This is a genomic window from Streptomyces sp. NPDC008150 (assembly GCF_042956945.1).
Classification (GTDB): domain Bacteria; phylum Actinomycetota; class Actinomycetes; order Streptomycetales; family Streptomycetaceae; genus Streptomyces.
The window spans coordinates 13,630-34,767 of record NZ_JBIBHJ010000020.1 but is presented as its reverse complement, the minus strand read 5'-3'; the positions used below and the strand labels follow the sequence as shown (position 1 = coordinate 34,767).

The 21,138-nt window shown below is 73.1% G+C and carries 23 protein-coding genes; 13 read left to right on the top strand and 10 right to left on the bottom strand.

Going from position 1 to position 21,138, the window contains the following annotated elements:
• Nucleotides 1-41 precede the first annotated feature (41 nt).
• On the bottom strand, nucleotides 42-431 hold the full coding sequence (locus ACFZA0_RS34190) for a hypothetical protein (RefSeq protein WP_391024239.1): 390 nt from the start codon (nucleotides 429-431) through the stop codon (nucleotides 42-44).
• Nucleotides 428-661, bottom strand: coding sequence for a hypothetical protein (locus ACFZA0_RS34185; RefSeq protein ID WP_391024237.1), 234 nt, complete (start codon nucleotides 659-661; stop codon nucleotides 428-430). Before ACFZA0_RS34185 ends, ACFZA0_RS34190 begins: the two co-directional genes overlap by 4 nt.
• A 115-nt stretch (nucleotides 662-776) precedes the next feature.
• Here ACFZA0_RS34185 and ACFZA0_RS34180 point away from each other — a divergent pair, with 115 nt between their 5' ends.
• Nucleotides 777-1,724, top strand: coding sequence for a Scr1 family TA system antitoxin-like transcriptional regulator (locus ACFZA0_RS34180; protein WP_391024236.1), 948 nt, complete (start codon nucleotides 777-779; stop codon nucleotides 1,722-1,724).
• Nucleotides 1,684-1,809, top strand: a complete 126-nt coding sequence (locus ACFZA0_RS34175; RefSeq protein WP_391024235.1) for a DUF397 domain-containing protein — start codon at nucleotides 1,684-1,686, stop codon at nucleotides 1,807-1,809. Before ACFZA0_RS34180 ends, ACFZA0_RS34175 begins: the two co-directional genes overlap by 41 nt.
• Nucleotides 1,810-1,819: 10 nt before the next feature.
• On the opposite strand, the gene ACFZA0_RS34170 is transcribed toward ACFZA0_RS34175, so the two are convergent.
• Nucleotides 1,820-3,229, bottom strand: a complete 1,410-nt coding sequence (locus ACFZA0_RS34170; protein ID WP_391024233.1) for a cytosine permease — start codon at nucleotides 3,227-3,229, stop codon at nucleotides 1,820-1,822.
• A 109-nt stretch (nucleotides 3,230-3,338) separates the two neighbouring features.
• Nucleotides 3,339-3,788 (bottom strand): PLDc N-terminal domain-containing protein, encoded by a 450-nt coding sequence (locus ACFZA0_RS34165; RefSeq protein ID WP_391024231.1) that lies wholly within the window; start codon nucleotides 3,786-3,788, stop codon nucleotides 3,339-3,341.
• Nucleotides 3,789-3,875: 87 nt separating this feature from the next.
• Here ACFZA0_RS34165 and ACFZA0_RS34160 point away from each other — a divergent pair, with 87 nt between their 5' ends.
• Together ACFZA0_RS34160 and mqnP are read left to right on the top strand one after the other, a co-directional pair.
• Nucleotides 3,876-5,327, top strand: a complete 1,452-nt coding sequence (locus ACFZA0_RS34160) for a menaquinone biosynthesis decarboxylase (RefSeq protein WP_391024229.1) — start codon at nucleotides 3,876-3,878, stop codon at nucleotides 5,325-5,327.
• Complete coding sequence (gene mqnP / locus ACFZA0_RS34155; protein ID WP_391024227.1) at nucleotides 5,324-6,229, top strand: menaquinone biosynthesis prenyltransferase MqnP; 906 nt, start codon at nucleotides 5,324-5,326, stop codon at nucleotides 6,227-6,229. The genes ACFZA0_RS34160 and mqnP overlap by 4 nt, the downstream gene beginning before the upstream one ends.
• Nucleotides 6,230-6,309: 80 nt before the next feature.
• On the opposite strand, the gene ACFZA0_RS34150 is transcribed toward mqnP, so the two are convergent.
• Entirely contained in the window at nucleotides 6,310-7,743 is a 1,434-nt protein-coding gene (locus tag ACFZA0_RS34150; protein WP_391024225.1) for a ParB-like protein, read from the bottom strand.
• 280 nt (nucleotides 7,744-8,023) lie between these two features.
• Here ACFZA0_RS34150 and ACFZA0_RS34145 point away from each other — a divergent pair, with 280 nt between their 5' ends.
• The 6 genes from ACFZA0_RS34145 to ACFZA0_RS34120 all read left to right on the top strand — a co-directional run bounded on the left by ACFZA0_RS34145 (nucleotide 8,024) and on the right by ACFZA0_RS34120 (nucleotide 12,439).
• Nucleotides 8,024-8,734 carry a UbiX family flavin prenyltransferase gene (locus ACFZA0_RS34145; protein ID WP_391024223.1) on the top strand — a complete coding sequence of 237 codons (711 nt, stop codon included), beginning with the start codon at nucleotides 8,024-8,026 and terminating at the stop codon, nucleotides 8,732-8,734.
• An 80-nt stretch (nucleotides 8,735-8,814) separates the two neighbouring features.
• A complete protein-coding gene (locus tag ACFZA0_RS34140) occupies nucleotides 8,815-9,273 on the top strand; it encodes an Lrp/AsnC ligand binding domain-containing protein (RefSeq protein WP_391024222.1) in 459 nt (152 codons plus the stop codon).
• Nucleotides 9,274-9,429: 156 nt separating this feature from the next.
• Nucleotides 9,430-10,593, top strand: coding sequence for an aminofutalosine synthase MqnE (gene mqnE / locus ACFZA0_RS34135; protein WP_391024221.1), 1,164 nt, complete (start codon nucleotides 9,430-9,432; stop codon nucleotides 10,591-10,593).
• Nucleotides 10,594-10,713: 120 nt separating this feature from the next.
• Nucleotides 10,714-11,238, top strand: coding sequence for a GNAT family N-acetyltransferase (locus ACFZA0_RS34130; protein ID WP_391024219.1), 525 nt, complete (start codon nucleotides 10,714-10,716; stop codon nucleotides 11,236-11,238).
• Between the two features lie 121 nt (nucleotides 11,239-11,359).
• Nucleotides 11,360-11,707 carry a DUF4229 domain-containing protein gene (locus ACFZA0_RS34125; protein WP_391024217.1) on the top strand — a complete coding sequence of 116 codons (348 nt, stop codon included), beginning with the start codon at nucleotides 11,360-11,362 and terminating at the stop codon, nucleotides 11,705-11,707.
• Nucleotides 11,708-11,743: 36 nt separating this feature from the next.
• Nucleotides 11,744-12,439, top strand: coding sequence for a TetR family transcriptional regulator (locus tag ACFZA0_RS34120; RefSeq protein WP_391024215.1), 696 nt, complete (start codon nucleotides 11,744-11,746; stop codon nucleotides 12,437-12,439).
• Nucleotides 12,440-12,466: 27 nt separating this feature from the next.
• Here the strand turns inward: ACFZA0_RS34120 and ACFZA0_RS34115 are convergent, their stop codons facing one another.
• Nucleotides 12,467-13,363 carry a MaoC/PaaZ C-terminal domain-containing protein gene (locus tag ACFZA0_RS34115; RefSeq protein ID WP_391024213.1) on the bottom strand — a complete coding sequence of 299 codons (897 nt, stop codon included), beginning with the start codon at nucleotides 13,361-13,363 and terminating at the stop codon, nucleotides 12,467-12,469.
• Between the two features lie 4 nt (nucleotides 13,364-13,367).
• Nucleotides 13,368-14,681 (bottom strand): 3-oxoacyl-ACP reductase, encoded by a 1,314-nt coding sequence (locus ACFZA0_RS34110; RefSeq protein WP_391024211.1) that lies wholly within the window; start codon nucleotides 14,679-14,681, stop codon nucleotides 13,368-13,370.
• A gap of 186 nt (nucleotides 14,682-14,867) precedes the next feature.
• Between ACFZA0_RS34110 and ACFZA0_RS34105 the strand changes: the two genes are divergently transcribed.
• Both ACFZA0_RS34105 and ACFZA0_RS34100 read left to right on the top strand, forming a co-directional pair.
• Nucleotides 14,868-16,190 (top strand): acetyl-CoA C-acetyltransferase, encoded by a 1,323-nt coding sequence (locus tag ACFZA0_RS34105; protein ID WP_391024210.1) that lies wholly within the window; start codon nucleotides 14,868-14,870, stop codon nucleotides 16,188-16,190.
• A gap of 277 nt (nucleotides 16,191-16,467) precedes the next feature.
• Entirely contained in the window at nucleotides 16,468-18,417 is a 1,950-nt protein-coding gene (locus tag ACFZA0_RS34100) for an AMP-binding protein (RefSeq protein WP_391024208.1), read from the top strand.
• Between the two features lie 68 nt (nucleotides 18,418-18,485).
• On the opposite strand, the gene ACFZA0_RS34095 is transcribed toward ACFZA0_RS34100, so the two are convergent.
• From ACFZA0_RS34095 to ACFZA0_RS34085, 3 genes are all read right to left on the bottom strand, one after another.
• Nucleotides 18,486-19,229: a methyltransferase domain-containing protein gene (locus ACFZA0_RS34095; protein WP_391024206.1), complete on the bottom strand. Its 744-nt coding sequence runs from the start codon at nucleotides 19,227-19,229 to the stop codon at nucleotides 18,486-18,488.
• 81 nt (nucleotides 19,230-19,310) lie between these two features.
• Nucleotides 19,311-19,625 (bottom strand): AzlD domain-containing protein, encoded by a 315-nt coding sequence (locus tag ACFZA0_RS34090; RefSeq protein ID WP_391024204.1) that lies wholly within the window; start codon nucleotides 19,623-19,625, stop codon nucleotides 19,311-19,313.
• The gene (locus tag ACFZA0_RS34085) at nucleotides 19,622-20,323 is read right to left on the bottom strand and encodes an AzlC family ABC transporter permease (protein ID WP_391024202.1); all 702 of its coding nucleotides are present in this window, start codon (nucleotides 20,321-20,323) and stop codon (nucleotides 19,622-19,624) included. The genes ACFZA0_RS34090 and ACFZA0_RS34085 overlap by 4 nt, the downstream gene beginning before the upstream one ends.
• A gap of 174 nt (nucleotides 20,324-20,497) precedes the next feature.
• Between ACFZA0_RS34085 and ACFZA0_RS34080 the strand changes: the two genes are divergently transcribed.
• Nucleotides 20,498-21,025 carry a helix-turn-helix domain-containing protein gene (locus ACFZA0_RS34080; protein ID WP_391024201.1) on the top strand — a complete coding sequence of 176 codons (528 nt, stop codon included), beginning with the start codon at nucleotides 20,498-20,500 and terminating at the stop codon, nucleotides 21,023-21,025.
• Nucleotides 21,026-21,138: the final 113 nt, after the last annotated feature.

Below are 21,138 nucleotides of genomic sequence, written 5' to 3'. Positions count from 1 at the left end.
ATGCCCCGCGAGCACTCAACTCACCTTTTAACGAGGCAGGTTCAGGTCTGCCTCTCCAGTACCGCGTAGTCCGCGAAGGTCCTGCGGTAGCGCGTGTGCCGGGTCTCCTGGGTGTGCAGCCGCTGCCATTCCTCGACCTCCGCCGGGTCGTGCCGCGCCCCCGACGCCGCCCCGCAGTCCGCCTCGTCGCCGGACACGCACACCGCCTCGTACTCCGGTTCCGCGCACGGGTCCTGGACGATCGCGTACGGCACGTACCGGAACACGCGCCGCGTCCGGGGCGCCGGCGGCCCCGGCACCTGGTGCGGATGGCGTCGCAGCAGGACGTCCGCGTCGGTCTCCGCGCTGCGGTCGCCCCGGGCGCGGGCGTCCTCGCGACGTTGAGCGAGAGCCGCGCAGTCCGCGCACCCCGGCACGGGCCGCGGGCTCAACGGGGCCACCCCGAACGGTCGTTGGCCGCACGCAGCCGTGCCGCGAGGCGCTCCTCCTGCGTCGCCTCCCGGATCAGCGCCGGGTCCGCCTCCCACTCCCGCCCGCCGCCCAGCGGGCGCAGCATCGCGTACGGGCCGGTGCGGTCGCGGTACTCGCCGACCCTGTGAGCGCGGGTGTCGTAAACGACGGCACCCGGTTGCCACTCCGCCTGCTTCGCCTGATCGGACATGTTCACTCCGTGCGTGAATGGTGACTCTGGGTGTACCCAGCGTTGCCTGTGGGAACGGTCGGTAGCAACGCGCGACGCGTGTCATTGGGGACTTGTCACGGAGGGGGCGGCGGACATGACCCGACGCAGGGCGGACGAGGGAGAGGGCGCCACCACGGCGGCACTGTTCGGGGAGGTGCTGCGGCACTTCCGTGAGGCGGCGTTCCTGACGCAGGAGGCGCTGGCGCGCCAGATCCCGTGCGACCGCTCGTTGGTGGCCCACGTCGAGTCGGGGGCACGCGTCCCGCAGGAGACGTTCGCGAAGAAGTGCGACGAACTGTTGGGCACGGGAGGGGTGTTGATGCGGCTGTGGGTGCGCATCGACTGGTACCCCCAGGTGGAGCACCCGGACTGGTTCCGCAGGCGAGCCGAGATGGATGCGGTAGCAGTGTCACTGCGTGAGTTCGAGGTTCAGTTGGTGCCTGGCCTGCTTCAGACGGTGGACTACGCGCGGGCCCTCTTGGCGCAGAAGGCGAGCGGGGCCCTGCTCGAAGAGAGAGTGAATGCCCGCCTGAGTCGTCAGCTCGGCTTCCATGCCGAGGGGCGCGCCCTCTACGTGGTTGTCATGGAAGAGGGGTGCCTGAAGCGCACGGTAGGCAGCCCGGCCGTCATGCGGGACCAGTGCCAACGACTACTGTCTGCCGCCGCTCAGCCGAACATCCTGCTGCATGTGACTCCTGCACACGACCCCAGAGTGGTCCGTTTCAACACGGCCATGTCGCTGATCGAGCTGCCGGACGGGCAGCGCTGGGTGTATTCGGAATCCATTGACCGCGGCTATCTGGCCGACGATCCCATCGGCTATGCGCGCTACAGCCGAATCTATGATGTGCTCAGAGCTGACGCCAGGTCAGTCACCGAGTCGGTCGACTGGATCCGCCAAGTCATGGAGGAGTACGAGCAGCATGGTCAACTTCGAGCTCGACGCGGCGACTTGGATCAAGAGCAGCTACAGCGGCGACAACGCAGGCAACTGCGTAGAAGTGGCCCCCGCATTCACCCCGGCCGTCGTCCCCGTGCGTGACAGCAAGTCCCAGGACGGGCCCGCCCTGTTGATCGGGCGTGCCGCCTGGGACCGCTTCCTCGGTGGTGTCGTCCGCGGCGCCTGAGGCGCCCCGTTCAGCCCCGCCCCGCCGCCACCTTCCGCAGCCCCACGTACACCAGCGCGCTCACGGCGAAGCCGACCAGGCACGTGATGTCGCCGAACGAGGGCCAGTTGGACGGGACCCAGCCCACGTACTTCTCCTGGTTGGAGAAGAGGGGCACGGAGACCGCCACCCCGACCAACAGGGCCGTCAGGCCAGGCCAGTTGGTGAACCTGCGGTTGGTCAGCGCGACGTGGGCCGCCTCGTCCTCCGCCGCCGCGGACGCGGACCGTGTGCGCAGCCACAGGTCGATCAGGACCACGCCGAGCCATGGGCCCACCCAGTACGCGATGACCAGCAGGAACGCCTCGTACGCCGAGCCCGCGTCGTCCAGCGAGGCCCAGGCGGCGGCCGTGCCGACGACGCCGGAGACCACGACCAGCGCGCTGCGGCTCAGCCACGGCGGCAGCCTCAGGCCGAGCGACGCGAACGAGATCGCCGACGAGTACACGTTCAGCGCGTTGGCGGAGATGCCGCCCAGCATGATGGCCAGCAGCGTCAAGTCGGCCAGCCAGGTGGGAAGATGGCCGGTGAAGGCGGCGGTCGGCGACGCGTCCGCCGGGGCCACGATCGTTGCCGAGGCCGCCCCGATCAGTGCCACCACGGCGACCGAGACGAACAGACCCACCGCCGGGTACAGCACCGTCCGCAGCCTGCTCGCGCCGCGCGGCAGGTAGCGGGAGTAGTCGCTTGCGTACGGGTTCCAGCCCGCCGCGTAGCCCCACGCCGAGCTGAACGCCAGCAGGAAGCCGCCGATGCCGCCCCCGTGGCCGCCGCCGCCCAGGTCCGCCGCCTTGAACGTCCACACGCCGGCCAGCAGGAACACCACCGCCAGCGCCGGGAACGCGTACTTCTCGAAGGCGTGCACGAAGTTGTGGCCGAGGAAGCCGATCGCGATCTCGGCCACCACCACGAGCAGCAGCGACGGCAACGGCCGCAGATCCGTGAGGGTGTTGAGGGCGAAGGCCGCGCTCACGCTGTTGACCGCGAACCAACCCACGCCCGCGACAAGGGCGTTGACGCCCGACGGTATGCCGTTGCCCTTGTAGCCGAAGGACAGGCGGCCCAGGACCATCTGCGGCACCCCGAACCGGGGGCCGTCCAGGGACAGTACGCCCTGCGTGATCGCGCCGACGGCCGTGCCGAGCAGGATCGCGGCGGCGGCCTGCCAGAAGTCGAGGCCGAAGAACAGGACGGAGATGACACCGATGTAGGCGGTGGCGAACTCGACGTTCGGCGAGGCCCACGTCCAGAGCAACTGGAGCGGCGTGCCGTGCCGTTCGGCCTCCGGAATGGGTTCCGAGCCCGCCGTCTCCACGGCGATGACCCGGTCGCCGTACTCGGGCGCGATCTCGGGGGGTGAACTGGCGGGAGCAGTCGTCATGGGAGGAAGTGTCCGGTTCTCCCGGCCCGCGGCCCAGGGGCGCACTGTCCGCTTCGGCGCCCCCGCCTGCGTACAACCTGTCAGCCCCGGCGTGCGGAGGCCGGCGTGCTCAGCCCTCCCCGGCGCCGTCCCCGCGGCCCTCGCGGCGGCGCAGTTCCTCCTCGCGGCGCTTCAGGTCGGCCTCCCAGTCGGCCAGCCGTGTCGCGTCGCCGGAGGCGGTGGCACCGCCCGCGGGGGCCTCGTTCGCTGGTGCCGCGTCCGCGTGCAGCGACTTCAGGAACTCCGGGTTGTCGTCGGGGGCCACCCAGCGCGCGGGAGCCTCACGGGCGGCGAAGAGTCCGCCGCCCGTCCCGCCGGCCCCGGCACCCGCCCCCTGCCGCTTCCTGCCCGCGATCAGCCAGGCGACCGGGCCGACCAGTACCTCGCCGAACAGCAGGATGATCAGGACCCACACGACCTTGGGCAGCCCGCGGACCTCTTCCTCCGGTGTGTTCAGGCAGTCCACGAAGGCGTAGATCCACAGAGCGAGGACCAGCAGGAACGGCAGATACCTCAGCATGGTCGAAAGATCCCCCCGGTGTCGGCGACGGGCGCGGTACGGCCCCGGTGACCGGGCCAGGGTAGCGGGTGGCCGATACTGGGACACATGGCTTACGACGATCTTCGCTCCCTGCTCCGGGCCCTGGAGCGAGAGGGAGACCTCAAGCGCATCAAGGCCGAGGTCGACCCGTACCTGGAGGTGGGGGAGATCGTCGACCGCGTGCAGAAGGCGGGCGGCCCGGCGCTCCTCTTCGAGAACGTGCGCGGCACCGACGTACCGCTCGCGATGAACGTCTTCGGCACCGACCGCCGCCTTCTCAAGGCCCTCGGGCTGAAGTCGTACGCGGAGATCTCCGACCGCATCGGCGGCCTGCTGCGGCCGGAGCTGCCCCAGGGTTTCGTCGGGGTGCGCGAGGCGTTCGGCAAGCTCGGCGCGATGGCGCACGTGCCGCCGAAGAAGGTGAAGGACGCGCCCGTGCAGGAGGTCGTGCTGCGCGGCGACGACGTCGACCTCGACCGGCTGCCCGCGCTGTTCACCTGGCCGCAGGACGGCGGCTCCTTCTTCAACCTGGGCCTGACCCACACCAAGGACCCCGAGTCCGGTGTGCGCAACCTCGGGCTCTACCGGCTCCAGCGGCACGACCGGCGCACCATCGGCATGCACTGGCAGATCCACAAGGACAGCCGCAACCACTACCAGGTCGCGGCCAGGCGCGGCGAGCGGCTGCCGGTCGCGATCGCCTTCGGGTGCCCGCCCGCGGTGACGTACGCGTCGACCGCGCCGCTGCCCGGTGACATCGACGAGTACATGTTCGCGGGCTTCCTCGCGGGCAGGCGCATCGAGATGGTCGACTGCAAGACCGTCCCGCTCCAGGTCCCCGCGCAGGCGGAGGTCGTCCTGGAGGGCTGGCTGGAGCCCGGCGAGACGCTGCCCGAGGGCCCGTTCGGCGACCACACCGGTTTCTACACGCCGCAGGAACCCTTCCCCGCGCTGACCATCGACTGCGTGACCATGCGCAAGCGGCCGCTGCTCCAGTCGATCGTCGTCGGCCGGCCCCCGACGGAGGACGGCCCGCTGGGCCGCGCCACCGAACGGTTCTTCCTGCCGCTGCTGAAGATCATCGTGCCGGACATCGTGGACTACCACCTGCCCGAGGCCGGCGGCTTCCACAACTGCGCGATCGTCTCGATCGACAAGAAGTACCCGAAGCACGCGCAGAAGGTCATGCACGCGGTGTGGGGCGCGCACATGATGTCGCTCACCAAACTGATCGTCGTCGTCGACTCCGACTGCGACGTGCACGACCTGCACGAGGTCGCCTGGCGCGCCCTCGGCAACACCGACTACGCCCGCGACCTCAGCATCGTGGAAGGCCCCGTCGACCATCTCGACCACGCCTCCTACCAGCAGTTCTGGGGCGGCAAGGCCGGCATCGACGCGACGCGCAAGTGGCCCGAGGAGGGCTACACGCGCGACGGCGGCTGGCCCGAGATGGTCCTGTCGGACCCGGAGACGGCGGCGACGGTCGACCGCCGCTGGAAGGAGTACGGCCTGTGAGTTCCGCATCCGCCGCGATCCCGCAGACGCCGGGGCGCACCAAGGCCTTCCTGCGGCTCGTGATGATCGAGCACTCGGTCTTCGCGCTGCCCTTCGCGTACATCGCCGCGCTGACCGCGATGTACGAGTGGGACGGCAACATCCACTGGGGCCGGCTGCTCCTGGTCACCGTCGCGATGGTGGGCCTGCGCACGTTCGCCATGGCCGTCAACCGGATCATCGACCGCGAGATCGACGCCCGCAACCCCCGTACCGCGGGGCGTGAGCTGGTCACCGGCGCGATGTCGGTGCGGCACGCGTGGACGGGCGCGCTGGTCGCGGTCGTGGTCTTCCTGGGCGCCGCCGCGCTGCTCAACCCGCTGTGCCTCGCGCTCGCGCCGGTCGCCGTGATCCCGATGGTCGTCTATCCGTACGGCAAGCGGTTCACGAACTTCCCGCAGGCCATCCTCGGCCTCGCGCAGGCGTGCGGCCCGATCGGCGGCTGGCTCGCCATCAGCGGCTCGTGGTCGTGGGACGCGGTGCTGCTCGGTCTCGCCGTCGGCATCTGGATCGGCGGCTTCGACCTGATCTACGCCTGCCAGGACGTGGAGACCGACCGCGCCATCGGCGTCCGCTCGGTCCCGGCCCGTTTCGGCATCCCGGCCGCGATCTGGGGCGCCCGCGCGTGCCACACGGTGACGACGGGCCTGCTCGTCTGGTACGCGCTGTCGACCGGCGCGGGCGCGTTCTTCTGGGTGGGCCTGGTGGTCGTCGCGGGCGCGTTCCTGTACGAGCACCGGATCGTCCGCCCGAACGACCTCTCCCGTCTGAACCGTGCGTTCTTCTCGGTCAACGGCTTCATCGGCATCGCGCTGTTCGTGTGCGCGCTGCTGGACCTGCTGGTGCGGGGTCTGACGGTGTAGCCCGCAGCCCGTACAGGCAGACGACAGGTGGGCCGGACCCTTCGGGGGCCGGCCCACCTTCTGCTGCGGGGTGCGGGGTGTCAGGAGCCCGCGACCACCGTCACCCTGCCGCGCACCGTGTTCGCCGAGCAGCCGGGACCGGTGAGCGTGGCGCGGTCGGTGGTGGCGAGGAGGGTGACCGGGCCGGTGACCGTCGAGCCGCAGATCTCGACCGTGCGGGCCTTCAGCGAGGTGACCGGACCGGTGATGTCGGCGCCCTTCGCGACGAGGCTCGCGCCAGGGGCCACGGCGACGCCGCCCAGGACGGTCGCCCTGTCGAGGCACGTCGTACCGGACGTCACGATCAGCGGGAGCAGACGCGTGCCGGTGACCGTGCGGGTGCAGGCCGGGTCGGCGGGGACCGTCGCGCGGTAGTCGAGGGCGTAGGCGATCTTGCCGGGCTTGTCCTCGGTCAGCGCCTTCGACAGGTCGCCGAACTCGCCCTTCGTCTCCTTCTTGCCGTCGTTCCACAGGGCGAGCTGCCCCAGTTCGGCGGCGGTCGCGCCGCCGGCGATGACGGTGTCGGACGGCACGGACGTCATCGCCACCGACGCGTCCTTCACGGCCCGGAGGTACGACGCCGGGTCGTTCAGGTCGTAGTCCGCGAGGTCGATCCGCCCGCGCAGCCAGGTGCCCCAGAGGAACTCCAGGTACTCGGTCGACCCGGCCTCCTGCGTGTAGCCGATGTCCCGCGTGAGGTAGACGAGGCTGCGGTACGGGTCGTCGTGGAACTGCGAGAGGCCGAGCCTGGCCGGCAGGTCGGCGACGGTGATCGGACTGCCATTCTCGTCCTTCAGCCAGACCCAGTTGTTCGCCTCCATCCGCTTCCAGAACGCGGACGTCGACAGGTTGCTCAGGTTCGCCTGCACGATCAGCCGGACCGGGGTCTTCGGGCCGCCGTCCGCCGCCTCCCAGAACGCGGTCAGCGAGTGGTGCCCGTCCGTCAGGTACAGCTTGCCGTCGGGGCCGACCACGACCGTCTTCATGTCGGCGAGGCTGTCGGCGGTCTCCTGCCCCTCGGGGATCTCGCAGGTGAACGTGGACGGGTCCGCCAGCACCGCGCCCGCCGGGACGTCCGCCGCCTCGCCCTGGCCGTTGGTCTCGCACCAGTCGTCGAACCGCTTGTTGACGTCGCCGTTCGCCTCGTCCTTGGGGCTCGCGTACCGGTCGAGCTTGTAATAGATCTGGTCGTACCCCAACGACGGCTGTGTGGGGTGCAGTTGGTCCAGCGTGACCTCAAGGAGGTCTCCGGCGGCGGCGGTTGCCGCCCGCGTCACGGTGGGGTGCGCGGTGCCGGAGGAGGCCGCGGTGTCCGCGGCGGCCGGGGACGCGGCGCCGACCGCCCCGGTCAGCAGCAGCGAACCGCCCAGCAGGCAGGCGGCGGTGGCACGTCGGCGCCCGGCGCGGGCGGCCGGGTTCGTGCGGGATCTGTCGGTCGCGGAGGCCGCGGCTGCGGCGGGGACCTGGCCGGTCATGGGGCGCTCCCAGGGTCTGGACGGCGGATGCGGACGGCGGGGGGTGTACCGGACTCGTATCCAGCCACCCGTACGAATCCGGCACGGTGTCTCCTCGGCGACCACCGGGCGACAGGTGGGTGAACGTGCGGTCGCGGGGGCCGGACGGCCGTCCCCGGGGCCGGACGGGGCCGCCGCCGGACGCCCGTCGCGGCGCCCGGCGCGGGCACCTCGTCCCCGTACGTCCCGTCCGCGCGCGGTCGGTCCCGCCGGTCGCGCCGCACGCCGGTAGGCTCGGGGTGTGAACGCAGGAGAAACGCAGCGCGCGCCTTGGATCGTGGGGGTGTCCGGAGCGTCCGGCACGCCGTACGCAGCCGCGGTGCTGCGTGCCCTGCTGGACGCGGGGCACGACGTGGACCTGGTCGTCAGCCGGGCCTCGCGGCTGACCCTGCTGGACGAGACCGGCCTGCCCTTCCGCGACGCGCACTGGCGCGAGGACCTCGCGGCCTGGCTGTCCCTGGGCGCGGACGGCAAGCCCGCGCCCTTCGACGCCGGCGGCCTGGACCTGGTCCGGCACTGGAGCGCGGGCGACCTGGCCGCCGGGCCGTCCTCCGGCTCGTACCCGGCACGGGGCATGATCGTCGTCCCGGCGTCGACGGCGGCCGTCGCGGGCATCGCGCTCGGCCTCTCCAAGGACCTGCTGCAACGGGCCGCGAGCGTCACCCTGAAGGAACGGCGCCCCCTCGTCGTCTCCGTCCGGGAGGCACCGCTGAACGGCCAGACCCTGCGCCACCTCGTCACCCTCGACGACCTGGGCGCCTCGGTGGTCCCGGCGTCGCCGGGCTTCTACGCGGGCGCCACCCACATCCAGGACCTGGTCGACTTCGTCGCCGGGCGGGTACTGGAATCGGCCGGCGTCGGCCACCGGCTCTACCGCCGCTGGGAGGGCGAGCTGGGCGGGGGCGCGCGGGCCGCGGGAACGGCGGGGTCGAGCGGTCCGGCCGACGGCTGACCCCCGCCCGGCGCCGCGGCTCCCGGCACTTCCTTCTCACACCACTCCACTCCTCTTCTTCACCGGAAGGCTTCGATCGCATGGACGCGGTGGACAGGCAGCTCATCCAGGCCCTCAGGGAGAACGGGCGGGCCTCCTACGCGGAACTGGGCCGTCTCGTGGGCCTGTCGGGACCCAGCGTCACCGACCGCATCAACCGGCTGGAGGCGGCCGGCGTCATCACCGGCTACCGGGCCACCGTGGACGCCGCCTCGCTCGGCCTCGGTGTCATCGCGCTGATCGGCATCTCGCTGTCCGACGCCGCCGACCACGAGGACGTCGCGCAGCGGCTCAAGGACCTCGGCGAGATCGAGGACTGCTGGTTCATCGCGGGCGACGACTCGTTCATGCTCAAGGTGCGCGCCAGCGACGTGGACGGCCTGGAGAAGACGATCCGGCGGCTGTCCGGCACGAAGGGCGTCTCCCGCACCCGTACGACCGTGGTGCTCTCCACGAAGTGGGAGAACCGGGTCGGCGAGCTGCCGGAGGAAGAGGCGTAGCGGCCGGCGGAGGGCGTCCGGCCGCGCCGCGCGCGGGCGCGGCGGACGGCCCTTCGCCGGGCGCGTTACGGTTGACACGATTTCCGGGCCCGTGTCCGCAGGACACGGCCGGACCCACGCGGCGCGAAACCGCAGCACTCAGGGAGAGGCACACGCATGGATGTCGGGCTCAAGCGCGAGCTGGAGGAGAAGGTCCGCGCCGGCGAGCGGCTGACCCGCGAGGACGGCGTCGCGCTGTACGAGTCGGACGACCTGGCCTGGCTGGGCGGTCTCGCGCACGAGGTGCGCACCCGCAAGAACGGTGACGTGGTCCACTTCAACGTCAACCGCCACCTCAACATGACGAACGTGTGCACCGCGTCGTGCGCCTACTGCTCGTTCCAGCGCAAGCCGGGCGAGAAGGACGCGTACACGATGCGCATCGAGGAGGCCGTGCGTCTCGCCGAGGAGATGAAGGGCGAGAACCTCACCGAGCTGCACATCGTCAACGGCCTGCACCCCAACCTGCCGTGGCGCTACTACCCGCGCTCGCTGCGGGAGTTGAAGAAGGCGCTGCCCGAGGTGTCGCTGAAGGCGTTCACCGCGACGGAGATCCACCACTTCGAGACGATCTCCGGGATGTCGGCCTCCGAGATCCTGGACGAACTCATCGACGCGGGCCTGGAGTCGCTGACCGGCGGCGGCGCCGAGATCTTCGACTGGGAGGTCCGGCAGCACATCGTCGACCACCGCACGCACTGGGAGGACTGGTCGCGCATCCACCGGCTGGCGCACGAGAAGGGTCTCAAGACCCCGTGCACCATGCTGTACGGGCACATCGAGGAGCCCCGCCACCGGGTCGACCACGTGCTGCGGCTGCGTGAACTCCAGGACGAGACCGGCGGGTTCCAGGTCTTCATCCCGCTGCGCTACCAGCACGACTTCGTGGACCTCAAGGACGGCAAGGTCCGCAACAGGCTCCAGGCGCGCACGACGATGGCGACGGGTGCCGAGGCGCTGAAGACCTTCGCGGTCTCCCGGCTGCTGTTCGACAACGTCCCGCACGTGAAGGTCTTCTGGGTCATGCACGGTGTGCAGACCGCCCAACTCGCCCTCCAGCACGGCGCGGACGACATGGACGGCTCGGTCGTCGAGTACAAGATCACGCACGACGCGGACAACTACGGCACCCCGAACAAGCTGACCCGCGACGACCTCCTCGACCTGATCCGCGACGCCGGCTTCCGGCCCGTGGAGCGCAACACGCGGTACGAGATCATCCGCGAGTTCGACGGCCCGGACCCGCTGCGGCGGGAGTCGCCGCAGCCGATGCGGGTCTGAGGACCGGCGGCCCGTGCAGTGAACGCCCTCCCCATGCGCCCGGGGAGGGCGTTCGTGTGTGCCCGGCCGGTGGGCCTCCGCCGTTGACGCCCACCCCGCTGTAATGGTTACTATTGGCCTATGCCTCTTACCTTCACCCTCGACCCCTCGGTGACCCCCGAACTGCGGGACGGCGTGCTCGACCTGTGGGTGGACGTGTCCAACGCGGGCGGTTCGGTGGGCTTCGTGCCGACCGTGGACCGGGAGACGGTCCGGCCCGAGCTGCTCAAGCACCTCGCGGCGATGGCCGAGGGCCGCACCCGCCTGCTCGTCGGGCGCGACGAGGACGGACGGGTGGCGGCGACCGCGTTCCTCACCCTCAACACCCACCGCCTCATGACCCACTGGCTGTGGCTCTACACGGTGATGGTGCACCCGCGCCACCAGGGCCGCGGCTACGGCCGCGACCTGATGGCCGCCGCGGCCGACGCGGCGCGCGGCCTCGACGGCATCGAGGCCGTCCGGCTCACCTGCCGCGGTGGCGGCGGCCTCGAACGGTTCTACGCGTCCTGCGGGTACAAGGAGGTCGGCCGCGTGCCCGACGCGATCCGCGTGGCGCCCGGCGACGACCGCGACGACGTCACGATGCTGCTTCCGCTGGGCTGACCTGCGCGGCCGGGGTTCCGGGACTCCGGCGCCGCACCCGGCTGCAAGATCGGGTGCCCGCCGTGCTTCACTGGACGATGGCTTTGTAGATGGTTTGTCGGAACAGGAAGAGTGGATTGAGATGCTCCGGTACACGGTGATGCGCGCCGGGATCTTCGTGGGCTGCCTCCTGGTCGTCTGGGGCCTCGTCTACACCCACGTCGTTCCGCGCGGCCTCGGCAACTCCAACGGCATGTGGATCGTGCTGCTGTCGCTGGTGCTCTCGGCGCCGATCAGCTTCGTCGCGCTGCGCAAGGAGCGCGACCGTGCCTCGGTCCAGGTCGTGCAGCGCGTCGACCGGATGAAGGCCAACCTCGACGCCAACCGCAGCCAGGAGGACGAGGAGCAGGACGCCGCCGCGGCCGCGCAGGCGCCCGCTCCCGAGCGCGCCAGGGCCTCGACCCCGGCCCAGGACCACGCCTCCTCCTGACCCCGGCCGCCCTCCCGCGGCCCGTAGGCTGTGCCCATGGGTGCCGTGAAGACCAAGCGGATGCCGCGCGCGGTCCGTGAGCAGCAGATGCTCGACGCAGCCGTACGCACCTTCGGGCAGCGCGGCTACGCGGCCGTCTCCATGGACGAGATCGCCGAACTCGCGGGCGTCTCCAAGCCGTTGGTGTACCTGTACCTCAACTCGAAGGAAGACCTGTTCCTCGCGTGCATCCGCCGCGAGGCGCAGACCCTCACCGACGCCGTGCGCACCGGCGCCCACCCCGAACTCGCGGCGGACCGCCAACTCTGGGAAGGGCTGCGGGCGTTCTTCACCTACACCGCGCGACACCCGGACGGCTGGGCGGTGTTGCACCTCCAGGCCCGCACGCACGGGGAGCCGTTCGTGAGCGAGGTGAACGCGATACGGCAGGAGATCGTCGCGTTCGTGACCCAGCTCGTCACGGTCGCCGCCCGCGACCGCCGCACCCCCGCCCCGAACGCCGCGGCTCCGCGCGACCTGCCGGAACGGGAGGCCACCGGCCTGGCCGAGGCCCTGGTCGGCGCCGCCGAGTCCCTGGCGGCCTGGGCCAACACCGCCCCCGGCGTCACGGCCCGCCAGGCCGCGGCCACCCTGATGAACTTCGCGTGGGCGGGCCTGGGCGACCTGATGGAGGGACGCCCGTGGGTGCCCCCGGAGGGCGAGGGCGCCCCGGTGCCCGCCAACGAGCCCTAGCCGCACGCCGGTTCCGGCCGGCCGCCGTCATCCGCCCGGCGGTGCCACGCTTCCCGTCACGTGCACCCGCTCCTCGCCCGGTTCCCCGCCCCGGAGTTCGAAGGCACCCTCCGCCGCCGCGTACGTCACCGTGCCCGGGAGCAGCACCGGGGCGCGGAACTCCGCGTGGACCGAGGTCTCCGGCGGGGTGCCGTGTTCGGCGAGGCAGCGGGCGGCCGTCCACATGCCGTGGGCGATGGCGCGCGGGAAGCCGAAGAGGCGGGCGGTGAGCGGGTGCAGGTGGATCGGGTTGCGGTCGCCGGAGGCGGCGCCGTAGCGGCGTCCCAGGTCGCCGCCGAGCCGCCAGTCGGCGACGGCGGGCAGGGGGACGCGGGCGGCGGCGGGGCGCGGTTCGTGCGTGCCGGGCTCCGTGCGGTGCCGGGCCAGGTAGCTGCTCTCCGACGTCCACACCAGGTCGGCGCCGTCCCGCAGTTCCGTGACGACGGCGGCTTCCGTGCCGCGCCGGTGCGGGGCCAACCCCGCGACGCGCACGGCCAGTTCGTACGTTCCGGCGGCCGGGACCGGTGCGTACCGGGTGATCGTGACCGACGTGTGGACCAGGCCCAGCAGCGGCAGCGGGAAGGCGCGGGCGCCCATCAGCCGCATGGCCAGGGGGAAGCCCAGGACGTGCGGGTAGGTGATCGGCAGGGTGCCGCGCCCGTCGTCCGGGAACCCGCAGACCCGCTCGTAGGCGGCCAGGCGGTCCGCGTCGGCGCGCACCCCCGGCAGGACCAGCCGGGTGGGCGGGACGGCCGCCCCCGGGTGCGGCTTCTTGGCGGGGGAGCGCAGGGCGCCCAGCAGGAGCCGGGGGGTGAGGGCGGGGGCCGAGCGCAGCCGGACCGTCGATGTGTCCCGCTCGCCGGGGCGGGCGTCCTGGGTCGTCACGGCGTCACGCTCCCAGCAGGCTCTGGCCGCAGACGCGGACCACCTGGCCGTTGACCGCGCCCGAGCCGGGGTGGGCGAGCCACGCCGTCGTCTCCGCCACGTCGACCGGAAGTCCGCCCTGGGCAAGGGAGTTCATGCGCCGCCCGGCCTCCCGGATGAACAGCGGTACGGCCGCCGTCATCCGGGTCTCGATGAAGCCGGGGGCCACCGCGTTCACGGTGACGCCGTGCCCGGCCAGGGCGCGCGGCGCCAGCGACCGTACGAGACCGGCGATCCCGGCCTTGCTGGCGCCGTAGTTGGTCTGGCCCGCGTTGCCCGCGAGGCCCGCGATGGACGCCGTCGCGACGATCCGGCCGCCGGGGCGCAGGGTGCCGTCCGCGAGCAGCGCGTCGGTGGTGCGCAGGACGCTCGCGAGGTTGACGTCGAGCACCGAACTCCAGCGCTCGGCGGGCATGTTGACCAGGCGCCGGTCGCGGGTGACGCCCGCGTTGTGGATCAGGACGTCCAGGCCCCCGGGCAGCGCCCCGGCGATCGCGGCGCCCGCGTCGGCGGACGTGATGTCGAGGGGCAGCGCGGTGCCGCCCAGCCGTTCGGCCACCCGGCGGGCGTCGGCCTCGGCCGACGGCACGTCCAGGACGACGACGTGCGCCCCGTCGCGCGCGAGGACCTCCGCGACCGCCTCGCCGATGCCGCGCGCGCCGCCGGTGACCAGGGCGGTGCGTCCCGCGAGGGGGCGGGCGGGGTCGTGCTCCTCGCCGGCCGGGTCCGGGCCCGCCGCGCCGGTGGTGATCACCTGGCCGCTGACGTAGGCCGACTTCGGCGAGACGAGGAAGCGCAGGGTGGACGCGGCCCCCGCCGTGTCCGCCGCGCGCACCAGGTTCACCGTCCGCCCGCGTCCGATCTCCTTGCCCAGCGAGCGGGTGAAGCCCTCGAGAGCCTGCTGCGCGGCGGCCTGGTGGTGGTCGTCGGGGTCCGGGAGCGAGCCGAGGACGACGATCCGGCCGCTCGCGGTGACCGACCGGACGACGGGGTGCAGGGCCGCGTGCACCTCGGCCAGGGCCGCGACGTCCCGCACCCCGGTCGCGTCCAGCACGACCGCGCCGGGCCGTCCGTCCTCGTCCGCCGGGGCGAGGCCCGCCAGCAGCGCGCCGAGTCCGTCCAGGCCGGACTTGCCGGCGGTCAGGTGCAGCAACCCGCCGTCCAGTGCGGGCCGTTCGGCGCTCCAGCGGCGCAGCCCGGCCGGCTGGGGCAGCCCGAGGCGCCGCGTCACGAAGCGGCCGGGCGCGGTGGCGGTGAAGCTCAGATAGCGGTCGGCCATGGTCCAACTCCCGGGGCGTTCGGAGGCGTTGTGTCGGCGATCGTCGTGGGCGCGCGCGAACGCGGTGGCGCATGTATACCGCCCGTGCTGACCCGGGAGTAAGGTTACCGTAGGTAAGTCCCATGGTCCGGGGCGGTCCGCGGAAGTGGGACGGATCGCCCGAGAGCAGACGAGGAGCACGCCGAGATGAGTCCGGTCGAGGGCACCGGGGCCGACAGGGCCACCGCGGCAGCAGGGAGCGCGCGCGTGCGGCGCGTCGCCGTGATCGGCGGCACCCGCATCCCGTTCGCCCGTTCCGACGGCCCGTACGCCACCGCCTCCAACCAGGAGATGCTGACCGCGGCCCTGGACGGCCTGGCCGGGCTGTACGGGCTCCAGGAGCCCGGCGCCGTGGGCGAGTTCGTGGCCGGCGCCGTGCTCAAGCACAGCCGCGACTTCAACCTCGCGCGCGAGACCGTCCTCGGCTCGCGACTGGACCCCCGCACCCCGGCCTACGACGTCCAGCAGGCCTGCGGCACCGGCCTCCAGGCCGTGATCGCCGCCGCCAACAAGATCGCCCTCGGGCAGACGGAGTCGGCGGTCGCGGGCGGCGCCGACACCGCGAGCGACGCGCCCCTCGGCGTCAACGACGCCCTGCGGCGCATCCTGCTGGCCGCGCGGCGCGCCAAGTCCCCGGCGGCCCGGCTGCGCGCCCTCGCCCGGGTGCGGCCCGCGCACCTTGTGCCCGACATCCCGCGCAACGCCGAGCCCCGCACCGGCCTTTCCATGGGCGAGCACGCCGCCGTCACCGCCCGCGCCTGGGGAGTGGCCCGCGCCGACCAGGACCGGCTGGCCGCCACCAGCCACCAGAGGCTGGCCGCCGCCTACGAACGCGGCTTCTTCCAGGACCTGGTGGTCCCCTTCCGCGGTCTCGACCGCGACCAGAACATGCGGCCCGGGTCGACCGTCGGCAAACTCGCCGAACTGCGACCGGTGTTCGGCCTCGACGGGCCCGAACCGACCATGACGGCGGGCAATTCGACGCCGCTCACCGACGGTGCCGCGACCGTGCTGCTGGCGAGCGAGGAGTGGGCGGCGGCACGCGGTCTCACCCCGCTCGCGTACCTCACCGCGTACGAGACCGCGGCCGTCGACTTCGTCGGCGGGGACGTGGCGGGCGGCGAGGACGGCCTGCTGATGGCCCCCGCGTACGCGGTCCCGCGCATGCTGGAACGGGCCGGCCTCGGCATCGAGGACTTCGAACTCGTCGAGATCCACGAGGCGTTCGCCTCCCAGGTGCTCGCGACCCTGGCCGCCTGGGAGAAGCGCGGCCTGGCCCCCGTGGACCGCGAGCGGCTGAACGTCGCCGGGTCCTCGCTCGCCACCGGGCACCCCTTCGCGGCCACCGGCGCGCGCATCGTGGCGACCCTGGCCGCCCTGCTCGCCGAGCGCGAGGGCCCGGCCCGCGGCCTGATCTCGGTCTGCGCGGCGGGCGGCCAGGGGGTGACGGCGGTGCTCGAACGCGCCTGACGCGGCACCCCCGGCCGTGCCGAGGCTGCACATCCCGTCCCCCGCTCCCGCCCCGAACCCGCACGAACCCCCCATGCAGGACCCGTACGCTCACCTTCCTGACCGGCGGTAACCCCCCTCCCGCGTCCTTCCGACCCAACCCCCGCCACCCAGCCCCCCGCCACCCGGCCCGACCCGGTCCCACCCCACCCGAACCCACCTCCGGTGAACGGCTCGGTGCGCACGGCGCGTACCTCCGCGGCAGAGCCGAACCGAGCCGCACTCCCGGGAGTCGCCCATGCCCATCTCGTACTCGTCGTCCGTGCCGTCACCGTCGTCCCGCTCGGCGACCGGCTCCGGGGACGCCGTCGTGCCCGCTCTCGTCGCGCCCACGACGCAGAAGCTGGGCGGCGAGGTCAGGGAGGCGGCCGTACCGCCGCTGGTCGCGGACGTCACGCACGGCTCGCTCGCCGACCTGCCCTTCGAGAACGCGCAGGCCGAGCCCGACAAGCCGGTGCTGAGCCGCCGTTCGGCGGACGGCGGCTGGCACGACGTGACGGCGGCCCGGTTCGCCGAGGAGGTGCGGGCCGTCGCGAAGGGACTGATCGCGGAGGGGCTGCGGCCCGGCGACCGGATCGCCGTCATGTCCCGCACCTCGTACGACTGGACGCTCCTCGACTTCGCCGCCTGGGCCGCCGGTCTGGTGACCGTGCCGGTCTACCCCACGTCGTCCGTCTTCCAGACGCGGTGGATCCTCCAGGACTCCGGGGCCGTCGCCCTCGTGACCGAGACCGTCGCACAGGCCGCCGCCCTCGGCCCGGAGCGCGAACGCCTCCCCGACCTGCGGCACATGTGGGTCCTGGAGAAGGACCACGCGGCCCGGCTCGCGGAACGCGGCAGCGCCGTGGCCGACCAGGAGACCGACTTCCGGCGCGGCGTGCTCGGCCCGGACAGCCTGGCCACCGTCGTCTACACCTCGGGCACCACCGGCCGCCCCAAGGGCTGCGCGCTCACCCACGGCAACTTCCTCGCCGAGGTGGACAACGCGATCGAACTCCTGCACCCGGTCTTCCGGGCGCAGACCGACGACGCGGAGGCCTCCACCCTGCTCTTCCTCCCGCTGTCCCACGTCTTCGGGCGGATGGTGGCCGTCGCGTGCGTACGCGCCCGGGTGCGCCTCGGGCACGCCCCGAGCCTGGCCGCCGACGACCTGCTCGCCGACCTGGCGAGCTTCCGGCCGACGTTCCTGCTGGCCATCCCGTACATGCTGGAGAAGGTCTTCAACAACGCGCGGGCCACCGCCGAACGCGGCGGCAAGGCGTCCTCGTTCGACCGCGCGGCCGGTGTCGCCTGCCGCTACGGCGAGGCCCTGGAGGAACGCCAGCACGGCACCGGCCCCGGACCCGGCCGCGGACTGCGGACCGCCCGCGCCCTCTACGACCCGCTGGTCTACCGCCGCATCCGCAACGCCCTCGGCGGCCGGCTGCGGCACGTCATCTGCGGCGGCTCACCGCTGGGCCGCCCGCTGGCCGCGTTCTACGCGGGGGCCGGCATCGAGGTCTACGAGGGCTACGGGCTCACCGAGTGCACCGGCGCCGCGACCGTCACCCCGCCGCTCCGACCCCGCCTGGGGACGGTCGGCTGGCCGCTGCCCGGCACGAAGGTCCGCATCGCCCAGGACGGCGAGGTGCTGCTCGCCGGCGGCCACGTCTTCCGCGGCTACTGGGACCCGCACGCCGGCGGCGTGATACCCGCGAGCCGCGAGGGATGGTTCGCCACGGGGGACATCGGCCGCCTCGACGACGACGGTTACCTGACCATCACGGGCCGCAAGAAGGAGATCCTGATCACCGCGGGCGGCAAGAACGTGGCCCCGGCCCCGCTGGAGAACCGGCTGCGGTCGCACCCCCTGATCTCCCAGTGCATCGTGCTGGGCGACCGCCGCCCGTACATCACCGCGCTGCTCACCCTGGACATGGAGGGCGTCAGCCACTGGCGCCGGATGAACGGACGCCATCCTGTCCCGGCCGAACTCCTGCTGGACGACGAGGAGTTGCGCACGGTCCTGCAACGCGCGGTGGACGACGCCAACACGATGGTCTCCCGCCCGGAGTCCGTCCGCCGCTTCACGGTCCTCCCCGTCGACTTCACCGAGCGCGCGGGCCACCTCACGCCGTCGATGAAACTCCGCCGTGCCGAGATCGTGCGGGACTTCGCCAAGGAGGTGGAGGCGCTGTACGAGCGGTAGCCGGGCGGCGGGCCCCGCCGCCCGGCTGCCCCGCCCGGCCGGACGCGGGGTCGGACGGGGGGTCGGCCTCAGTCCGCCGGCCCCGCCGGCCTGCGCACGAGCAGGGCCGCCTGGGAGGTCGGCTCCTGGAGCGCCCGCGCCCGTTCGACCCGCCACACCGGTTCGAACCCGGCCTCCTCCAGGAGCGCGGCGACCGCGTCCGGCCGGCGGCGGCGGAAGTCCAGGGAGACCTGGTGGCCGTAGGGGTTCTCGCGCCGCTTCGGGACGTCGCCCACCTGGAAGCCCAGGAGCAGATGACCGCCCGGCCGCAGCACGCGGCGAAAGCCCGCGAACAGCTCCGGCAGCCTCTCGTCCGGGGTGTGGATCGTGGAGTACCAGGCCATCACCCCCGCCAACGAGGCGTCCGGCAGCGTGAGTTCGAGCATCGATCCGCTCTCGAAGCGCAGCCCGGGATTCTCCCGCCGGGCCACCGCGAGCATGCTCCGCGAGAGGTCGAGGCCGAAGACGGAGACGCCCAGCGACGCGAGGTACCCGGCGACCCGGCCCGGTCCGCAGCCGAGGTCGGCCACCTCGCCGCCGCCGTCGGCCAGCACCAGTTCCGCGAACCCCCTCAGCACCGCCCGGTCCAGCGGCTTCTGCTCCAACTCGTGCCGGAACACCGTCGCGTAGTCCTCCGCGACGGCGTCGTAGAAGACGCGGGTCTCGGTGACGAAGCCGGGGTCGGTGCCGGGGGCGGTGCCTGTGATGACCGTGCCTGTGCCGCTGCTCGGGGCCGCGGTGCCGTCGGTGGGGGTGGATTCCTGGGAGGTCATGGCCGGGGACCCTAACGGCGGCCACCGACAGCACGGCGCGCCCCGCGTGCGGTTCCGGCCACCTCCCGCGGGCGCCCGCCGTCAGCCCGCCCCGGCCGCCCGCAGCCCGGCCGTCACCGCCACCGCCGCGAGGACGACCACCGCGAACGGGGCCCGCCGCAACGCCAGTACGGCGCCCACCAGTACCCCCGCCGGGCGGGCCCAGCCAGCGAAACCGTGGCCCTCGGTCAGCGCGCCCGTGGCCAGCAGCGCCACCAGCAGCACGACCGCGCCCGTGGACAGCAGACTCCGTACACGCGGCGGGATTTCGACCCTGCCGTCGAGCACCGGGCCCGCGAGCCGGAACGCGTACGTGCCGACCGCGAGGGCCAGCACCGCCACCACCGTCGCGTTCACGCGGCGGCCCCCTTCGGACCGCCGGTGCGGCCCACCACGAGCAGCCCGGTCAGCGCCAGCAGCACCGGCAGCCCGACCGGCAGCACCGGGGTCAGCGCGAGGGCCACGACCGCGCCGAGCGCCGCCGCCCGGCGCACACCCCCGTCCTCCCGCAGGGCGGGCAGCACCAGGGCCACGAGCACCGCGGGGAACGCCGCGTCCAACCCGTACGTGTCCGTGTCGCCGAGGGCGCCGCCGACGAGGGCGCCCACCGCCACGCTGAGGTTCCAGGCCGCGAACAGGCCGAGCCCCGAGAGCCAGAACGCGGCCCGCCGCCGGTCGGGGTCCGGCTGGGCCAGCGCGAAGGCCACCGTCTCGTCCGTCACCAGGTGGGCACCGGCGTACCGCGCGAGGCGTCCGGGGCCGAGGATGTCGGTGACCGCGAGGCTGAACGCGGCCGTGCGGGTGTTGAGCAGCAGCCCGGTCGCCGCCGCCGCGAGCGGGCCGCCCCCGGCGGTCAGCACGCCGACCGCGCTGAACTGGGCGGAGCCGGCGTAGACGATCAGTGACATGAGGACGGGCACCCACAGCGGCAGTCCGCCGGCCACGGCGATCGCCCCGAACGACACGCCGACCACGGTGTCGGCGGCGCAGACGAGGGCCACGTCCCGGACCAGCTCCGGATCGAGCGCGTCGAGTGTTCGCTTCGCTGAACGCATGTTCATTACAATGAACAGCAGTCCCGACGTTCGTCAAGACGAACGAACGTACCCCTGGAGCGAACGAACATGTCCGACGCAGCCGGTGCCCCCGCACCTGCCCCCCGGCCCGCCCGCGGGTCCGCCCCCGGCGACTCCCCGCGCACGCCCCCACGCCGCCTCCCGCTCGACTGGATGGCCGCAAGCCTTCGCCGCGAACGCGCCCGCGCCGGCCTCTCGCTGTCCGAACTGGCCAAGCGGGCGGGCATCGCGAAGTCCACGCTGTCGCAGCTGGAGTCGGCCGTCGGCAACCCCAGCATGGAGACGATCTGGGCTCTCGCCGTGGTGCTCGGCGTGCCGTTCGGCGCGCTGGTCGAGCCGCCGGACCACGCGGTGCAGGTGATCCGCGCCGGAGAGGGCGCGGTCCTGCACTCGGAACAGTCCAGCTACGCGGCCACCCTGCTGTCGGTGGGCCCGGCCGGGGCGCGCCGCGACCTCTATCGCGTCGCCATGGAGCCGGGCACCGTGCGCGCGTCCGAGCCGCACATCCCGGGCACGGTGGAGCACGTCGTCGTCGCGGCCGGCCGGGTGCAGGCGGGACCGCGGGGCGCGGAGGTGGAGCTGGGGCCGGGGGACTACCTGTCGTTCCGCGGTGATCTCGCCCACACGTACGAGGCGGTGGTGCCGGGCACGCGGTTCACGCTGGTCATGCAGCACGTCTGAGCCCGCCCCCGGTGCGGAGGGCGGGCCCGGGAAAGGCAGGAGCCCCATCGCCTCGCGGCGATGGGGCTCCTTGGGTACTGCTTCCGATCCGGATCAAAGATCGCGGAGTGGAC